Source organism: Parageobacillus thermoglucosidasius (assembly GCF_001295365.1).
Lineage (GTDB): Bacteria > Bacillota > Bacilli > Bacillales > Anoxybacillaceae > Parageobacillus > Parageobacillus thermoglucosidasius.
Map to the genome: position 1 here is coordinate 52,246 of NZ_CP012712.1, position 16,402 is coordinate 68,647.

Genomic DNA, 16,402 nt, shown 5'->3' on the forward strand with positions numbered 1-16,402 from the left:
CTTAGGAAATATTGTTTTTCTGAACGATTGCGAATAGGGGGACATGCCCCCTATCCATTTCATTCATTGTTATGGATTTACTTTTGTTTTAAACTGTTGTTGCCCATCCTTATATTCCAGAATTGTGACAGATTTTACCGGATCATGTTTTTCATCCAACGTCAATGTTCCGGATACAAGAGAAAGGTCTTTCGTGTCGGCGAGAGCGTCTTTAATTTTTTCCGGATCTACGTCCCCTGCCCGCTTGATCGCGTCAGCAAGGAAATATGCCGTATCATACCCAAGCGCATTAAACGCATCTGGAGATTTGTTATATTTTGCTTTGAAAGATTTAACAAAATTTTGAATTTTTTGATCAGGGTCATTCGAGGAATAATGATTGGTAATAAATGTATTGTTCAGCGCATCTTTCCCGGCAATTTCAACTAGTTTCGGAGAATCCCAGCCGTCTCCGCCCATAATAGGGACATTAATGCCAAGTTCACGCGCTTGTTTCACAATCAGACCTACTTCCTCGTAATAACCAGGCAAGAAAATAAATTCCGGATTAGCTGATTTGATGCGTGTCAACGTAGCACGGAAATCAGTATCTTTCGCAACATAAGCTTCTTCTGCCACAATCTTGCCGCCGTCTTTTTCAAACGATTTCTTAAAAGCAGAAGCAAGCCCTTTGGAATAATCGCTTGAAGTATCAATAAGTACAGCGGCTTTTTTTACTTTCAAATCATTAATAGCGAATTTAGCAGCTACCGTTCCTTGAAAAGGATCAATGAAACATGTCCGGAAGATAAATTCGTTTACTTTTCCGTCTTTGTTGGTAATCGCAGGGTTTGTTCCCGTTGGGGTTATTAACGGAATTTTGTTATCTTGCGCCACTTGGATTTGCGCAAGCGTATTTGTGCTTGTTGCCGCCCCGATAATCGCCGTCACTTTATCTTGGCTGACCAGTTTGATCGCACCGTTCGTCGCTTCTGCCGCATCCGATTTGTTATCAACTTTTACAAGCTCGAGCTTCTTTCCGTTAATGCCTTCTTTATTTATTTCCTCAAATGCAAGCTCAACCCCTTCAGCGATCGACCGGCCGTATGAAGCTACTCCTCCGGATAATTCCAGGTTGGCGCCGATTTTAATCGTATCGCCGCCTCCTCCTTTGCTGTCGGATGAACTAGTCGAATCCTTTTGCGCTCCGCATCCTGCCATGATGCCGGCAGTTACCATAAGCGATAAAAAAGCTCCAGCTAACTTTTTTTTCTTCATTACTTATCCCCCCATAATCATTTTTTGAAAAATTCGAGCAATTATTTTTATTTTCTTGCCGTTTCCCACATCCTTTCTATATGTTTTTGCAAATAACATAATAATAAAATTATTTTAAATTTAATACAATATTACAAAATTTTCTCCTTTTCGTCTAGGCGTTTTTTTCTTTGAATTAAAGGCATTCATCACATATGAATGATTTATTTAACAAATTGACATAATGAAAGCGTCAACATACAACGTTTTTTATATATAATTTTTCATTATTGTTACATAAAACAAAAAGGGGAAGAATGATACAGACAAGGACCTCCATTTTTAACGCGCGGGAACGCTTAAAGTCGGATTGGGCCCGCCGTTGTTATAAAATTCTGGAACCTCTCCTTGAATCACTTGCATCGCGATTGGAATATCCGTCGAAACGGTTGCCGCTTTTGTCGCGAATGGAATCACCACTTGAATATCTACGGAAACGTGAATGTCCACTTCAATTAATGCGTTATTAATTCCAAACGGCTTGATTTCTTTTGTTACATCTGATGTAACATTGCCGATGAGCTGGAACTGAACAGGGACACGCGGCCCAAGATTGCCAAGAAGCGCATTATCTGTAACTTGGCCAATCGGAATATAATAAATAATTCCGTTATTTTTCTCTTTTTCCGATTTATCATCAGGAAATTCAAGCTCTGCGATTTTGCCTTCCGTCGCCGCTTTTAAACTTTGCATGACATAATCGTCTGTCTTTGCCAAAATCCGGTTGACAACAGCTGTATTAAAATCTACCGAAGCAATTTTGCCGCTTTCGTCCTTCTGTACTGTAATTAAATCGCTCATTTCCGTATTTTCTTTTAAAAACTGCTGTTCAATCGCATTATTAATGACTAAATTGGCAATTCGTTTTGTTTCTTTTTCAGCAATTTCCATTAAAACCGGCTCAATCGCTTTGTTCACAATCCAAAGGCTTACCGCAGTCGCAAACATAAAGAAAACAAATGTCAGCAAAAACACGTATCGCAAGGGAAGCGGACCTTTTCTCAAACGCGCGGGAAATCTTGGCAAAATAAAATCCCTCCTTTACAAGCTATATGTATGCTTGAAAGAAGGGAGATAACGCAAATTATAAATTTTTTTCCCTCATCTTTAAGAGCGCCTCTTTCCCTTTCATGCCAACCGTAATCCCTAATTCTTCAGCGGCAGCCGTCACCGATTCCAAAGGCGCTTCTAATAATTGCTCGATGGTGCGGACGCCAACGGCCCTTCCGGCAACAATTCCGCGATCGCGCAATTTTTCATTCAACAGCGCGACATCTAACGCGCCGCACATAATGTAGCCTTTTTCGCTTGCCACAGCAAGCAAATTCGTTTTCGGCAACTGAACGGAAACGGCGATAAACGGATAATGATCAATCGTAATTGGAGTTACGCTAATCATCATAAAGTCACGCTCCTTCCCTTATTCAATGTATGAAATAAGGGGAGGAAGTGCGCCTATTTTCTGTCCGCTAATTTCCACGCTAAAACATCCCGCAAAAATTCCGGCATATAATATTCTTTTTTCGGAGCGCGCTGGATTTGCGGATAAAAATGCCCGATCGCAAACATATCAATTGTCGCCACATCGTATAGCTGGTCCGGATTTAACGGCTCGCCGTTAATGGTTATACGGCGAATATGCTCATAACCGTCTTTTCCCGTTTCCATTTCCAGTTCAACCCCGTCATACACCATTTGTCCCATCACTTTGCCGCGAAACCCAAATCCTTTAAATTCCAAGTATTTCATTCTTTCTGTATTTGCTTGTAAAATAATCTCCTTTAATTCCGCGCCGCGCAGCTGGACTTTGCAAGGATTGATCGGATGCGGGCAAATGCGGTGCAAATCTTTTCTCGTCACCGTCCCTTTGTAAAGCGGCTCTAACAGGACGCCCGCATTGACCATGCCAATTTCTGCTTCACACCATTCTCTAAGCGCCGAAGCAAGCAGTTTGGCGAGCGGAGATGGCGAAAACCATTGCAGCGGCAGATCTTCTTTCAGCTCTGCCACTTGCTCTGATTCTAATTTTTGCAAACTTTGTTTTTCTAATAACGCTAAAGTGCGCCGCATTTTCTCTGAATCTGGAAAGCCTTCCACATCCACAACGGTAGCCAGCGCTTCATATGTATGGTCGCTTTCTTCAATTTCTAACTTTACGATCCCAACAAATTTTCCATATTTTCCTGCCGCGCATAATAACGTGTCATGGACCCTTTTTCCTTCTGGGAATAAATGATGGGTATGCCCGCCAAGAATGATGTCAATTTCCGGTATCGTCTGTGCGATTTTCTCATCATCGTTAATCCCTAAATGAGATAATAAAATGACAAGATCAGCCTGTTTTTTTACCTCCGCGGCAATGTCTCCCAGTATCTCAAACGGTGTTGCCACTTTCCAACCCAATAGTTCGTAAGATTTAGTGAAATAAGCGGTGGCGCCAATCACGCCGACGCGGAACGTGTCGGAAACGGGAATAATGCAGTACGGATGCGCCCAAGAAGGACGCGTCCCATCTTTCTTAAATAAATTGGCGACAAGCACCGGAAAGCGCGCGTTTTCATACAGTGTGTCCAGTTCATTGTAATCAAGGGTTATTCCTTCATTATTTCCGATCGTTACCGCATCGTAATGGAGCTCATTCAGCAAATCCACATTCGCCTTTCCTCTTGTCGCTTCCGTTATCGGATGAAAGCGGTCAATAAAATCGCCAATATCAAATAACAGCATTGTCTCATTACGTTTTTCATGCTTTTGTCTTTGTTCCCATAAAAAATGGGAAATTTTCGGCCAATATTCAAAATGGCTGTGCACATCGTTCGTATGGTATACGTATATTGTCCGTTTCAACGAGCGCCCTCCTTTATTTATGAAAAGCTTTGATAAATAAGACGGATTCCTAACAGAACAAGCACGAGGCGCAAGGCGATCACAATCGTTTTGCTGCGGAGCCGTTTATTAATGAACGCACCCGTTTTCGCTCCAAACCAAACACCCGGAATTAAAGAAAGCGCAAACAGCCATTGGACATTTCCCATAAAAACGTGCGTCAGCGAGCTAACAAGAGAGGATAAAAAGATCATAAACATGGAAGTCGCAACAGCGACGTGCGGAGGAAAGAAAAATAAAATGATCATTGCCGGAACCATTAACGAACCGCCGCCGATGCCAAACATGCCGCCAAAAAAGCCAACGACAAAAGAAATGGCAATAGCGGCGAGCGGATGGTATCCATATGTCACCGTTTCCCCTTCATTTGTGATATAAGTACGCGTAATTTTAAACGGCTTTCTCTGTGAGCGCGCCGAAGCATTGCTGCTGAAAGATAAAAAAAACGATACAGCGATTAAAAACAGCCCGAAATATAGCGAAAAATGCTCCAAGCTTAACTTATTATTCATCCAAGCACCGATGATCGCTCCAGGGCCGCTCCCGATAAAAAATAAAAGCCCGCTTCGGTAATCCACCATTTTCTCCTTCATATACGATAATGTCGATGATAATCCATTAAAAATAATGACGACAAGCGAAGTACCAACCGCCACTTGCGGGGTGACGTGCGGCAACCAGTGTATAGCGCCTAAAAACAACAAAGATGGCACAATGATCACGCCGCCGCCCAACCCGACTAAACTTCCGACTGTCCCTGCCAAAAAGCCGACAATAACTAGCAATAATACGTCTCCCATCACTCTCACTCCAATGCTAAAATAAATCCAGCTGCCGTGGCGCTAAATCCGTATACTCAATGCCGAGCAGGCGGATGAATTGCTTCGCGTTATCCGCAGCATCCCCGCCGGAATTGTTGTTAAACAACACATAAATATCATTTGTCTTCGTTTTTAATGTTTCAATATGCGCCACCCATTCGCGCAATTCATCTTCGCGGTATCGGTATAAATATCTTACAGCCCGCCAATTTTCCCCGCTTGTCGCCTTATTCCATCCATATACGTTGCGTCCATGCAAGCGAACCAACGTTTTTTCCGCATTAGTCGGATGAAGCACGGTTGGAATGGAGCCTTCCCCTGCCTGCGGCTCATCGCAAATGCTATGAATCCATCCTTCTTCCGTCATAAACTGTAACGTTTTTGCATAAAAACGCGGGGAAAACCATGAACGATGGCGGAACTCAAGCGCCACCGGAACTTCTTTCATTTGCGCCTTGCACCAGCGCAAATATGTGACATGCTCGCGGCGGCAATCAAACCATGGCGGAAACTGAAACAGCACCATCGCCAGTTTTCCCGAACGGATAAACGGTTCGATGGAATCTAAAAAGGCGGCAAACATTTCCTCTTTGCTTGAATATGGAATCGGGCCGCGCTCATGCCCCGTCATTCCTTGGTATGCTTTCACGACAAAGCGAAACGAGTCAGGCGTTTCGCGAATCCACTTTTCGACATTCTGCCGCGGCTGAATCGCATAAAAATACGAATCTACTTCTACAGTGGGAAAATGAGCGGCATATTCTTGCAGCTTATCTTTCGCGGCAAGACCTGGAGGATATAAGCTGTCGTGATCACCCCAACCGGTTAACCCTATATAAATCATACGTATCACCTAGCTTCATCATATCACAATTGAAAAAAATTTGAGAACAACGGAATACGCGCAGCCAAAAAACGCGAGATAGGCAAATTGCATTAAACGGCTATTCTTTCCCCGCCAGATTACGTTGGAAAACGAATCGCAACACAAAGAACAAAAAGCATTTATGATCACGCAATAATGGCGTCATTTTCTGACTGAAACATTATTTTATTCCATCAACGAAGAAAAATGGACAGGAGATCATGTCACATTAAAAACAGCGAAAATGTATTCGTACGCCAAAGCCAAAAACGATCGAACAAGATATTTATTTTTTACATCACAAATGTTCCCGAGAAAAACGGAACGGCCTTTTCCCGGTGGAATCTGGAGAAAAGGCCGTAGCTTATAGACAAGGTTGTGTGAGAGACACTGGAGTTGTACCAGCAATGATTGTGGGTGCAGCGCCTCAAAATAGGCGCTACACCTTTGGTATGACAAAGGATTATCCAATGCTTCCTTCCATCTCGAATTTTATGAGCCGGTTCATTTCCACGGCGTATTCCATTGGAAGCTCTCTTGTAAACGGCTCGATAAAGCCCATGACAATCATTTCTGTCGCTTCTTGTTCCGAAATGCCTCGGCTCATGAGGTAGAACAATTGCTCTTCAGATACTTTTGACACTTTCGCTTCATGCTCAAGCGAAATGTTGTCATTTAAAATTTCGTTATATGGGATCGTATCGGATGTCGATTGGTTATCCATAATGAGCGTATCACATTCAATGTTCGAGCGCGATCCTGACGCTTTGCGGCCAAAGTGAACCATTCCGCGATAAGTCACTTTTCCGCCTTGTTTCGAAATGGATTTCGATACAATCGTGGATGATGTGTTTGGCGCAAGATGGATCATTTTTGCACCTGCGTCTTGATGCTGGCCTTTTCCGGCAATGGCAATCGATAATGTCAAGCCGCGCGCGCCTTCGCCTTTCAAAATAACAGCAGGATATTTCATCGTTAATTTAGAACCGATGTTGCCGTCGATCCACTCCATCGTCGCATTTTCTTCGCAAACTGCGCGCTTCGTTACAAGGTTAAACACATTGTTTGACCAGTTTTGAATGGTCGTGTAACGGCAGTACGCATCTTTTTTGACGATAATTTCAACAACGGCACTGTGAAGCGAAGCAGTTGTGTAGATTGGCGCGGTACACCCTTCTACGTAATGAACGTGCGCCCCTTCATCAACGATGATCAATGTGCGCTCAAACTGTCCCATGTTTTCTGAGTTAATGCGGAAGTATGCTTGCAGCGGCGTATCCACTTTGACGCCTTTCGGCACGTAAATGAACGAACCGCCCGACCATACCGCCGAGTTTAGCGCCGCAAATTTATTGTCCGTTGGCGGCACCACTTTGGCAAAATACTCGCGGAAAAGATCCTCGTTTTCTTTTAATGCAGAGTCTGTATCCTTAAAAATAACCCCAAGTTTTTCTAAATCTTCCTTCATATTATGGTAAACGACTTCTGATTCGTACTGTGCCGATACACCTGCTAAATATTTTTGTTCTGCTTCAGGAATTCCTAACTTGTCGAACGTTGCTTTAATTTCTGGCGGCACTTCGTCCCAAGAACGGCCTGATTTTTCCGTCGGTTTTACATAATACGTAATTTCATCAAAATCCAAACTTGATAAATCGCCGCCCCATTGCGGCATTGGCTTGCTGTAGAAAATATCCAACGCTTTTAAGCGGAATTCCAACATCCATTGCGGCTCATTTTTCATCCGGGAAATTTCTTCAACCACTTCCCGCGTCAACCCGCGTTTCGCGCGGAACACCGATACGTCTTTATCGACGAACCCATACTTATATTCGCCGATTTCTGGCGCTTTTTTCGCCATGTGGTTTCACCCTCCTTTTTCTTTTTACCGTTAATGATGCTGATGCAATCCTTTTTCCATTGCTTTCCATGCCAATGTTGCGCATTTAATGCGGGCCGGAAATTTGGAAACGCCTTGAAGTGCTTCAATATCGCCTAAGTCGATATCGTCATCATATTCCTTTCCTTGCATCATATCAGAGAAAATCGTCGCCAGCTTTAATGCTTCTTCCACTGTTTTTCCTTTAATCGCTTGCGTCATCATCGATGCGGATGACATCGAAATGGAACAGCCTTCTCCTTCAAATTTTACATCAGTGATTTTTCCGTCTTCCACTTTCATCGTTAAATGGATCCGATCGCCGCAAGTCGGATTGTTCATGTTAATGTCCACACTGTTTCCTTCTAACACGCCGCGATTTCTCGGATTTTTATAATGATCCATAATCACTTGACGATACAGCATATCTAAAGGGTTATTAGAAGACATGGCCAAAGTACTCCTTCGCTTTCTGTAATGCGTCGACAAATTGATCAATTTCCTCTTTTGTATTATAGAGATAAAAGCTCGCTCGCGCCGTAGCCGTTACGTTCAACCATTTCATTAACGGCTGTGCACAATGGTGGCCAGCACGGATGGCGATTCCTTCCGCATCAAGCACAGTGGCCACATCATGCGGATGAACGCCTTCTATGTTGAATGTCACTAATCCGCCGCGATGTTTCGGGCCGTAAATCGCGAGCCCTTTGATCGCGGATAATCGTTCTAAAGCGTATTGAGCGAGCTCCTGCTCATGTGCGGCAATATGATCCAATCCGATGTCTTCAAGGAAGTCGATCGCTGCCCCCAAACCAACTGCTCCTGCAATAATCGGAGTGCCTCCCTCGAATTTCCACGGAAGTTCTTTCCACGTCGACTCGTACAAGTCGACGAAATCGATCATTTCTCCGCCAAACTCTACCGGCTCCATCTTTTCTAATAACTCTCTTTTACCATATAATACGCCAATTCCTGTCGGACCGCACATTTTATGCCCAGAGAACGCCAAAAAATCGCAATCAAGATCTTGAACATCAATTTTCATATGCGGGGCGCTTTGCGCGGCGTCTACCACAATGACAGCGCCGCGTTGATGGGCAACGCGCGCAATTTCTTTAATCGGGTTAATCGTTCCTAACACGTTGGATACATGGGCAATAGCAACGATTTTCGTGTTTTCTGTCACGGTTGCTTCCACGTCTTTCATATCGATCGTTCCATCCGCTTGCAGCGGAATGTATTTTAATGTCGCCCCCGTCTGTTTGGCCGCTTGCTGCCATGGAATCAAATTGCTATGGTGTTCCATGTACGTAATGACGATTTCATCGCCTTCTTGCAAGTTGGCGCGGCCGTAGCTCGTTGCAACCATGTTTAACGCTGCTGTCGTTCCTCTTGTAAAAATAATTTCTTGCGTGGACTTCGCATTAATAAACCGCCGTACTTTTTCACGCGCTCCTTCGTATGCGTCCGTCGCTTTTGTTCCGAGCGTATGCACGCCGCGATGGACGTTTGAGTTATACTCGCGATAATAACGGTCAAGCGTTTCAATGACAGAAAGAGGCTTTTGCGACGTTGCGGCATTGTCCAAATATACGAGCGGCTTCCCATTTACTTTTTGATCTAAAATTGGAAACAACCGACGAATCTCTTTCGTATTCATGATTGCACTTTCCTTTCAATCACTTCGATAAGTTGCTTTTTCACGCTTTCAATAGGAATCGCCTCGACCACAGGCGCTAAGAAACCATGAATGATAAGCCGTTCTGCTTCGCGTTTTGGAATGCCGCGGCTCATAAGATAATACAGCTGCGTTGGATCAACGCGGCCGACAGACGCAGCATGTCCCGCCATTACATCATCTTCATCGATTAATAAAATAGGGTTGGCATCTCCGCGCGCTTTTTCACTTAGCATCAATACGCGCGATTCTTGCTGCGCGTTCGATTTCGAAGCGCCATGCTCAATTTTGCCGATGCCGTTAAAAATCGAAGTTGCACTGTCTCTGACAACACCGTGTTTTAAAATGTAGCCTTCCGTATGTTTTCCATAATGGACAACGCTTGTTGTAAAGTTTTGCACTTGCTCTCCGCGGCCGACGACGACCGTTTTCGTATCGCCGAAAGAACCGTCGCCAATTAAGCGAGTGATGTTTTCCGAAATGGTATCCCCGTCGTTCATTAAACCAAGCGCCCACTCAATGCGGCCATCACGTCCAGCGATCCCGCGGCGGTTCACGTACGTAGTGACGCCTTTCGCCAAGTTATCGACCGCGGCAAAAAACACGCGGGCATTTGTATTGGCAAACACTTCAGCAACAATATTGACAACCGCTTTGCTTGTTTCTTTTGCGGAAATATAGTTTTCGACATAAACAACCCGGCTGTTGTCTTCCGCAACAACGATGACATGATTAAATAATGCCGTATCATCGTTTTCTTGAATATAAACCGCTTGAAGCGGGACGTCCACTTCAACGCCTTTCGGCACGTAAACAAACACGCCGCCGTTGAAAAGCGCGGCATGCAGCGCCGTTAAACGGTGCTCATCAATTTTCACGCCATCTTTCAGCAAATATTTTTGCAGCAAATCTCCATGTTCACGCGCTGCCGTGAAAATATCGGTGAAAATGACACCTTTCGCTTTTAAATCTTCCGACAGCGCCAAAAACGCTGGTGTATGGTCGCGTTGGACGTATAAGTTTTTCGTCCCTTCTCCTGCCTCAATCAGCGCCTTTACCGTCTCAGGCAATTCATCTAATGAAGCAAACGGCGCTCTCTCGACAATATGGTTAGCAAATTGGGTGAAATTCCAATTGTCAATTTTTGTTTTATCCGGCTTTGGCAGCGGCAACTCTTCTGCTTTGGCAAGAGCTTGTAAGCGAAGCTGTAAAAGCCAGTCCGGTTCGCCGCGCCCGCCGGAAAATGAGCGCACATATTGTTGGTCGAATGGTATTTTTGTTTCTGTCGTCATAATACTCCTCCTAACGCTTACGCTTCTTGCTCAACCGTTTCGTCTTCAATGCCAAGTTCTTTTTTTATCCAATCGTATCCTTCTGCTTCAAGACGTTGCGCCAGTTCCGGGCCACCGGATTTTACGATGCGCCCTTGCATCATGACATGCACATAATCTGGTGTGATGTAGTTTAACAGCCGCTGATAGTGCGTAATGATCAAACAGCCGAATTCGCTGCTGCGCATTTCATTAATTCCTTTTGAAACGATTTTCAGCGCATCGATATCCAGACCAGAGTCGATCTCGTCCAAAATGGCGATTTTCGGTTCAAGCATCATTAATTGAAGGATTTCATTGCGTTTTTTCTCCCCGCCGGAGAATCCTTCATTTAAATAACGATGCGCCATATCCGGATTCATTTCAAGAAATTCCATTTTTTCATCCAGTTTGCGGATAAATTTCATTAACGAAATTTCGTTACCTTCGCCAAGGCGGGCATTAATAGCAGCACGAAGGAAATCCGCATTCGTTACCCCGCTTATTTCACTTGGATATTGCATCGCCAAAAATAAACCGGCGCGTGCGCGCTCATCCACTTCCATCTCCAGTACATTTTGTCCATCTAACGTAATGCTGCCTTGTGTCACTTCATATTTCGGATGCCCCATAATCGCCGATGATAGCGTTGATTTCCCCGTTCCGTTCGGTCCCATGATGGCGTGAATTTCTCCGCCTTTTACTTCCAAATTCACGCCTTTTAAAATTTCTTTTCCTTCAACGGATACGTGAAGATCTTTAATTGTCAACACTGCCATGCAGAATACCTCCAATTTTGCTAAAAATTATGTGACTCATTGTATCATTAACCTTTATCTATTCTCATTTTATTCTCATTACAATCTTATAACAAATGAAAAGTATTAGCAACCTTTTGTACAAAATATCACTGTATACATAGTGAAAAAACTTTTTATCAAGCATGTCAATGAAAATGACGAAAAAAGACCCCGATAATGAGGCCTTCATTTCATGTTCCGGCATTCGTTCATGAAGACATTTTTTGGCCGACGCCACCGTCTCGCTCACCGCCAGCATGCAGCAGCCGTTCCTCCGCAAATTTCCTATCTTTGAAGTTCCTTCGTCCCAATGATCATCCCCGAACAAGGAAGATTCCAGACGCCATGCAGCTGCTTTTCTTTTTTGATAATGCTCTTTTTTCAAAGCCCGCTCCGGTGAATGAAAAATGGTCAGCGACACTCGGCAGTTCTTGCATTAATGTGCCTTTCTTTAACGGCGACGTGCTGCTTCAGCAGGCGCATGCTGCTGATGGTTCCCCCTCAACACTTCTATCGGTGTTAGTATACGTGAATGATAAAAGAATTAAACAGAATCGTTTTTTAATAAAGGGAGGCAAACAGGTTTCAAAGTTTCCTCATGGAAGTTGCCATCACCGTTTTGCTATTAGGGACTAGCGGGATTGCCAAGAAAGGCTAGCGAATGATTATCGGGGATCGGCGTGATTATTTCCTGCAATGCTCTTGGCGATTTGCACATTAACGTTATCGAAAAGCTATCAAAAATAACGGGAGCAAATCGCTCCCGTTATTCTTATTGGGCCGCTGGAATGACGGCACCTTTATATTCTTTTTTAATAAAGTCTTGAATTTCTTTTGACTGCAATACTTCGACAAGTGTTTTAATTTCTTTGCGGTTTTCGTCGCCTTTCCGGACAGCGATAATGTTGACATACGGATTATCTTTTGGCGACTCGACAGCGATCGGGTCTTTTGCAGGGTCCAAACCGGCGTCTAACGCATAGTTCGCGTTAATCAAGACCGCATCGCCTTCACCGTTTTTATAAATTTGCGGCAGCATTCCCGCATCAACATCTGCTTCAAATTTTAAATGTTTCGGATTCTCGACAATGTCTTTCACCGTTGCTTTTGTTTTGTCCACGCCATCTTTTAACTTAATCAATCCTTTTTCTTGCAGCATGGATAAAATGCGGCCATGGTCTGCAACCGAGTTGCTCATGATGATCGTTGCGCCGTCTGGAAGTTCATCTAAGCTTTTATATTTTTTTGAATAAATGCCGATTGGCTCAATATGAATGCCGCCAGCGTTGACAAAGTCATATCCATGCTCTTTTTTCTGTGATTCTAAATATGGAATGTGTTGGAAATAGTTCGCGTCGATTTCTTTATCCGCCAGCGCTTTGTTTGGTAAAATATAATCTTGGAACTTCACGATTTCTAAGTCAATCCCTTTTTCTTTTAAAATCGGTTTTGCTTTTTCCAAAATTTCCGCATGCGGAACATTCGAAGCTCCGACTACTAATTTCGTCAATTTTCCTTTTTCTTGGCCATCAGACGCGTTGTTGTTTCCTCCGCACGCTGCCAATGCCAGCACAAGGACAACAGCAAATAATGCACTAAGCCATTTTTTCATCTCGATTTCCCCCTTTTTATCGTTTATCTATTTTGGAAGTGACAAAGTCACCGATAAACTGAATGACAAAAACAATGATTAGCACGAGCACGGTGGCGACAAACGTCACATCGTTATGGCTGCGCTGGAATCCTTCCAAATATGCTAAGTTGCCAAGGCCTCCAGCGCCGACAACCCCCGCCATCGCCGTATATCCGACTAAAGCAATTGCTGTTACGGTGATTCCAGACACAAGTGCAGGCAAGGACTCTGGCAGCAACACTTTCCAAATAATTGTTGCCGTTGAAGCTCCCATCGCTTTCGCCGCTTCAATAACGCCTTTATCAATTTCGCGGAGTGCAATTTCGACCATTCGCGCGTAAAATGGCGCCGCTCCGATAATGAGCGCCGGCAGCGCGGCATTGGCACCAAGCATTGTTCCAACCAGCCATTTCGTCAGCGGAATTAATAAAATAATCAATATAATAAATGGAATAGAACGAAAAATATTGACAGCAGCAGCAATGATCATATTCGCTAAGCGATTCTCCCATAAATTGCCTTTCGACGTTAAAAATAACAGCAGTCCAAGAATCGTTCCTAATATAAATGTCACCGCAACTGCAATTCCTGTCATATAAAGCGTCTCAACAGTAGCTGCCCACATCATATCCCACTCTACGTTCGGTAAGAGGTTAGCGAGCATCTGTAATCACCTCCACCGCTACTTGCTGACTTCGAATATAATCAATCGCGCGGGCAATTTCTTCTTTCTCCCCATCCATATGGACAAATAGGACACCATAAGATCCCTGATGTGTCTGCGAAATTTTTCCTTGCAGAATATTCGCATCAATTTGAAACTGGCGAACGACATTGGCAATGAGCGGCTGTTCGGCAGCTTCACCGACAAACGTCAACTGGACAACCGTTCCATTTGGATATCTATCAAGCAGATGAGTAATCGTTTCCTTTGTTTCCTCCGGCTCGACCACTTGCTGGACAAACCGTTTCGTAATCGCCTGTTTTGGCTGGCGGAATACTTGCAGCACTTCGCCTTGCTCGACAATTTTTCCGTTCTCCATCACCGCGACGCGATCGCAAATTTTGCGAATCACATGCATTTCGTGGGTAATTAATACGATGGTCAATCCTAAACGTTTATTAATATCGACCAAAAGCTCCAAAATGGAATCGGTTGTTTGCGGGTCAAGCGCAGATGTTGCTTCATCGCACAATAACACTTTTGGATTGTTCGCTAACGCGCGCGCAATGCCAACGCGTTGCTTCTGCCCGCCACTGAGCTGTGATGGATAGGCATCTTCTCTTCCTTGCAATCCAACAAGCTGAATGAGTTCGTCAACGCGTTGTTTTCGCTGCGTTTTTGGCACACCGGCAATTTCTAAAGGAAACGCAATGTTTTCACGGACGGTTCTCGACCATAATAAATTAAAATGTTGGAAAATCATTCCTATTTCTTGGCGAGCCTTCCGCAGCTCTTTCCCTTTAATATTAGCAATATCTCGTCCGGCGACAACGACTTTTCCTTTTGTTGGTTTTTCCAACCCGTTAAGGAGGCGGATTAACGAACTTTTTCCCGCTCCGCTATACCCGATGATGCCGAAAATTTCGCCTTCCTTTATCTGTAAACTGACATTATCCACCGCTGTCACAGATCCGTTGGAAGCTTCATAGATTTTTGTTACGTTTTCTAATATAATCATCCACCGTTTCACCTTCCCCTAATGCCAAAAACACTCGCAATAAAAAGAAAACCCTTCTGCTCAAGAGAACAGAAAGGCAATGGTCACCGTTCTGTCTCTTATCTCTCAAAGCAGACGCTTTGTGTGAATTGGCACCATTTCAGCGGATCCGCTGACGGTTGCCGGGTTTCATTGGGCACATCCCTCCACCTCTCTTGATAAGAGCACAACATTCACTTTATTCAGTTAAAATGTCCCATTAGTTACGAATGTGATTTTATCTTATATGCCGAATAATGTCAATAAAAATATTATAGTAAAAATATTGGAAAATAGCATTATGGCCTTCTGGAAGAATGGGTGAAACCGTCAGATGCCATCCATCAATTCATTCACATTTTCCATGCCGACAAATGGACAAATTAAACCTCCATCCACTCCGGATGGTTGAGTTCTTCTCCGTGCAACTGGTTGATGTGCGGTGTCTGCCCAACTTTTACGTGCGGGAATCCTTTTCTTGTTTTTAAATCCATTCACTAAGCTGGAACCAGCACCGTACTCAATAACCACTTCCAGGCTTTATCGGTGCAGTTTCTCCATCTCTCGCGAAAAATTCATCTCGTTTTTTTCTGAATCGTACTACTATTTTTATGATCTGTCAATGATTTTTTATTCATTGATGTACTATTTTTAGCAGACATGGCGATACGGCTTTGACAAATGAAGCAGCGACTCGAGCAGCAACATATGGCGGAAACTTCCAGAAATATTCACTTCGTGAAGCCGGATTTGTTGTTGCAATTTGAGCCTTCCATTTAACAGCGCTTCGAGCGCCTCTTTCGATCCACGGACCGTCAATACCTGCCGTTCGTCTGCCGCTTCCTTCTGCTCGATGCTGTGTTTAGAAACCGCCACAACTGCTGTTTCTGTTTCGCATTCAAATTGAATGTATAATTCTTCATCTGGCAAAATCGGTGATAAATGATTCAACTTTTGCATTCGTTCTGTAAGCTGTTTTATCAATTCATGCATAACTTATATCCTCCTCCCCCTTGTCCCGTTACCCATTTATTTCACTAGAAAAGGGGGAGAATCCTTTACAAAAATCTCGACAAATCCTCCGGAAAACAGGCATCATTCTCATCATTTCCCAAGAAATGATGTCAAATGGCGTCAAATAATCGTTTATTATATACCTTATCGCACTGCAAGCTTGAAGAGAGAAAAGCATTTGCCTATTGAAAAAAGATTTTTACCTGTTTTCCGCCCAAATTTTCTTGATTGTTTCATATAAATACGTTACAGAATGAAATGCGTACAATTTTTGGACGATATTGCCGCCATCAAATAAAAGCAGGCATGGGACACTTTCAATTTTCCATGTAACCGCACGTTCAGGCATATAATTAATATCGGTTTTGTAAAACGGAATGCCCGGAAACAGCTCTTTGACCACTTCCAGCATCCGCTCGGCAAGCTGGCAAGTGCCGCACAGCGGCGTATACACGAAAAGGCAAACAGTTTCTTCCTTATCAAGGATGTCGTCTATTTCAGCCAACTGTAGTTTTTTCAT

General features: G+C 43.8%; 17 protein-coding genes and 1 riboswitch. Of the genes, 1 reads left to right on the plus strand and 16 read right to left on the minus strand.

Translation table 11 applies throughout. The annotated features are described in order from the left end of the window. Positions 1 to 69 precede the first annotated feature (69 nt). The 11 genes from AOT13_RS00295 to sufC all read right to left on the minus strand — a co-directional run bounded on the left by AOT13_RS00295 (position 70) and on the right by sufC (position 11,514). Complete coding sequence (locus AOT13_RS00295) at positions 70 to 1,257, minus strand: ABC transporter substrate-binding protein (RefSeq protein ID WP_003248276.1); 1,188 nt, start codon at positions 1,255 to 1,257, stop codon at positions 70 to 72. Between the two features lie 321 nt (positions 1,258 to 1,578). Beyond that, positions 1,579 to 2,322 (minus strand): sporulation protein YunB, encoded by a 744-nt coding sequence (yunB, locus tag AOT13_RS00300; RefSeq protein WP_003248273.1) that lies wholly within the window; start codon positions 2,320 to 2,322, stop codon positions 1,579 to 1,581. 58 nt (positions 2,323 to 2,380) lie between these two features. Continuing rightward, on the minus strand, positions 2,381 to 2,695 hold the full coding sequence (locus tag AOT13_RS00305) for a YunC family protein (protein WP_035502644.1): 315 nt from the start codon (positions 2,693 to 2,695) through the stop codon (positions 2,381 to 2,383). Positions 2,696 to 2,751: 56 nt separating this feature from the next. Continuing rightward, positions 2,752 to 4,143 (minus strand): bifunctional metallophosphatase/5'-nucleotidase, encoded by a 1,392-nt coding sequence (locus tag AOT13_RS00310; protein ID WP_013400069.1) that lies wholly within the window; start codon positions 4,141 to 4,143, stop codon positions 2,752 to 2,754. A 17-nt stretch (positions 4,144 to 4,160) separates the two neighbouring features. After that, positions 4,161 to 4,982 carry a sulfite exporter TauE/SafE family protein gene (locus AOT13_RS00315; protein WP_003248268.1) on the minus strand — a complete coding sequence of 274 codons (822 nt, stop codon included), beginning with the start codon at positions 4,980 to 4,982 and terminating at the stop codon, positions 4,161 to 4,163. Between the two features lie 16 nt (positions 4,983 to 4,998). Then, the gene (locus AOT13_RS00320; protein ID WP_003248267.1) at positions 4,999 to 5,847 is read right to left on the minus strand and encodes a DUF72 domain-containing protein; all 849 of its coding nucleotides are present in this window, start codon (positions 5,845 to 5,847) and stop codon (positions 4,999 to 5,001) included. Between the two features lie 484 nt (positions 5,848 to 6,331). Beyond that, positions 6,332 to 7,729 carry a Fe-S cluster assembly protein SufB gene (gene sufB, locus AOT13_RS00325; RefSeq protein WP_003248265.1) on the minus strand — a complete coding sequence of 466 codons (1,398 nt, stop codon included), beginning with the start codon at positions 7,727 to 7,729 and terminating at the stop codon, positions 6,332 to 6,334. A 30-nt stretch (positions 7,730 to 7,759) separates the two neighbouring features. Continuing rightward, positions 7,760 to 8,197: a Fe-S cluster assembly sulfur transfer protein SufU gene (gene sufU / locus AOT13_RS00330; protein ID WP_003248264.1), complete on the minus strand. Its 438-nt coding sequence runs from the start codon at positions 8,195 to 8,197 to the stop codon at positions 7,760 to 7,762. Then, positions 8,187 to 9,407 (minus strand): cysteine desulfurase, encoded by a 1,221-nt coding sequence (locus tag AOT13_RS00335; RefSeq protein WP_013400068.1) that lies wholly within the window; start codon positions 9,405 to 9,407, stop codon positions 8,187 to 8,189. Before AOT13_RS00335 ends, sufU begins: the two co-directional genes overlap by 11 nt. Further along, positions 9,404 to 10,717: a Fe-S cluster assembly protein SufD gene (sufD, locus tag AOT13_RS00340; RefSeq protein WP_042385186.1), complete on the minus strand. Its 1,314-nt coding sequence runs from the start codon at positions 10,715 to 10,717 to the stop codon at positions 9,404 to 9,406. The genes AOT13_RS00335 and sufD overlap by 4 nt, the downstream gene beginning before the upstream one ends. A 17-nt stretch (positions 10,718 to 10,734) precedes the next feature. Next, the gene (sufC, locus tag AOT13_RS00345; protein WP_003248258.1) at positions 10,735 to 11,514 is read right to left on the minus strand and encodes a Fe-S cluster assembly ATPase SufC; all 780 of its coding nucleotides are present in this window, start codon (positions 11,512 to 11,514) and stop codon (positions 10,735 to 10,737) included. A 366-nt stretch (positions 11,515 to 11,880) separates the two neighbouring features. Here sufC and AOT13_RS20270 point away from each other — a divergent pair, with 366 nt between their 5' ends. Beyond that, positions 11,881 to 12,171: a hypothetical protein gene (locus AOT13_RS20270; protein WP_035501766.1), complete on the plus strand. Its 291-nt coding sequence runs from the start codon at positions 11,881 to 11,883 to the stop codon at positions 12,169 to 12,171. Positions 12,172 to 12,307: 136 nt separating this feature from the next. Here AOT13_RS20270 and AOT13_RS00360 read toward each other — a convergent pair whose 3' ends face one another. From AOT13_RS00360 to AOT13_RS00380, 5 genes are all read right to left on the minus strand, one after another. Then, positions 12,308 to 13,147 carry a MetQ/NlpA family ABC transporter substrate-binding protein gene (locus AOT13_RS00360; protein ID WP_003248254.1) on the minus strand — a complete coding sequence of 280 codons (840 nt, stop codon included), beginning with the start codon at positions 13,145 to 13,147 and terminating at the stop codon, positions 12,308 to 12,310. A 16-nt stretch (positions 13,148 to 13,163) separates the two neighbouring features. Beyond that, positions 13,164 to 13,832, minus strand: a complete 669-nt coding sequence (locus tag AOT13_RS00365) for a methionine ABC transporter permease (protein ID WP_013400066.1) — start codon at positions 13,830 to 13,832, stop codon at positions 13,164 to 13,166. Continuing rightward, a complete protein-coding gene (locus tag AOT13_RS00370) occupies positions 13,822 to 14,850 on the minus strand; it encodes a methionine ABC transporter ATP-binding protein (protein ID WP_003248251.1) in 1,029 nt (342 codons plus the stop codon). The genes AOT13_RS00365 and AOT13_RS00370 overlap by 11 nt, the downstream gene beginning before the upstream one ends. A 95-nt stretch (positions 14,851 to 14,945) precedes the next feature. Next, positions 14,946 to 15,054: riboswitch (SAM riboswitch) on the minus strand. Positions 15,055 to 15,519: 465 nt separating this feature from the next. Further along, a complete protein-coding gene (locus AOT13_RS00375; RefSeq protein WP_003248249.1) occupies positions 15,520 to 15,861 on the minus strand; it encodes an SCP2 sterol-binding domain-containing protein in 342 nt (113 codons plus the stop codon). Between the two features lie 220 nt (positions 15,862 to 16,081). Continuing rightward, positions 16,082 to 16,402, minus strand: coding sequence for a thioredoxin family protein (locus AOT13_RS00380; RefSeq protein ID WP_013400065.1), 321 nt, complete (start codon positions 16,400 to 16,402; stop codon positions 16,082 to 16,084).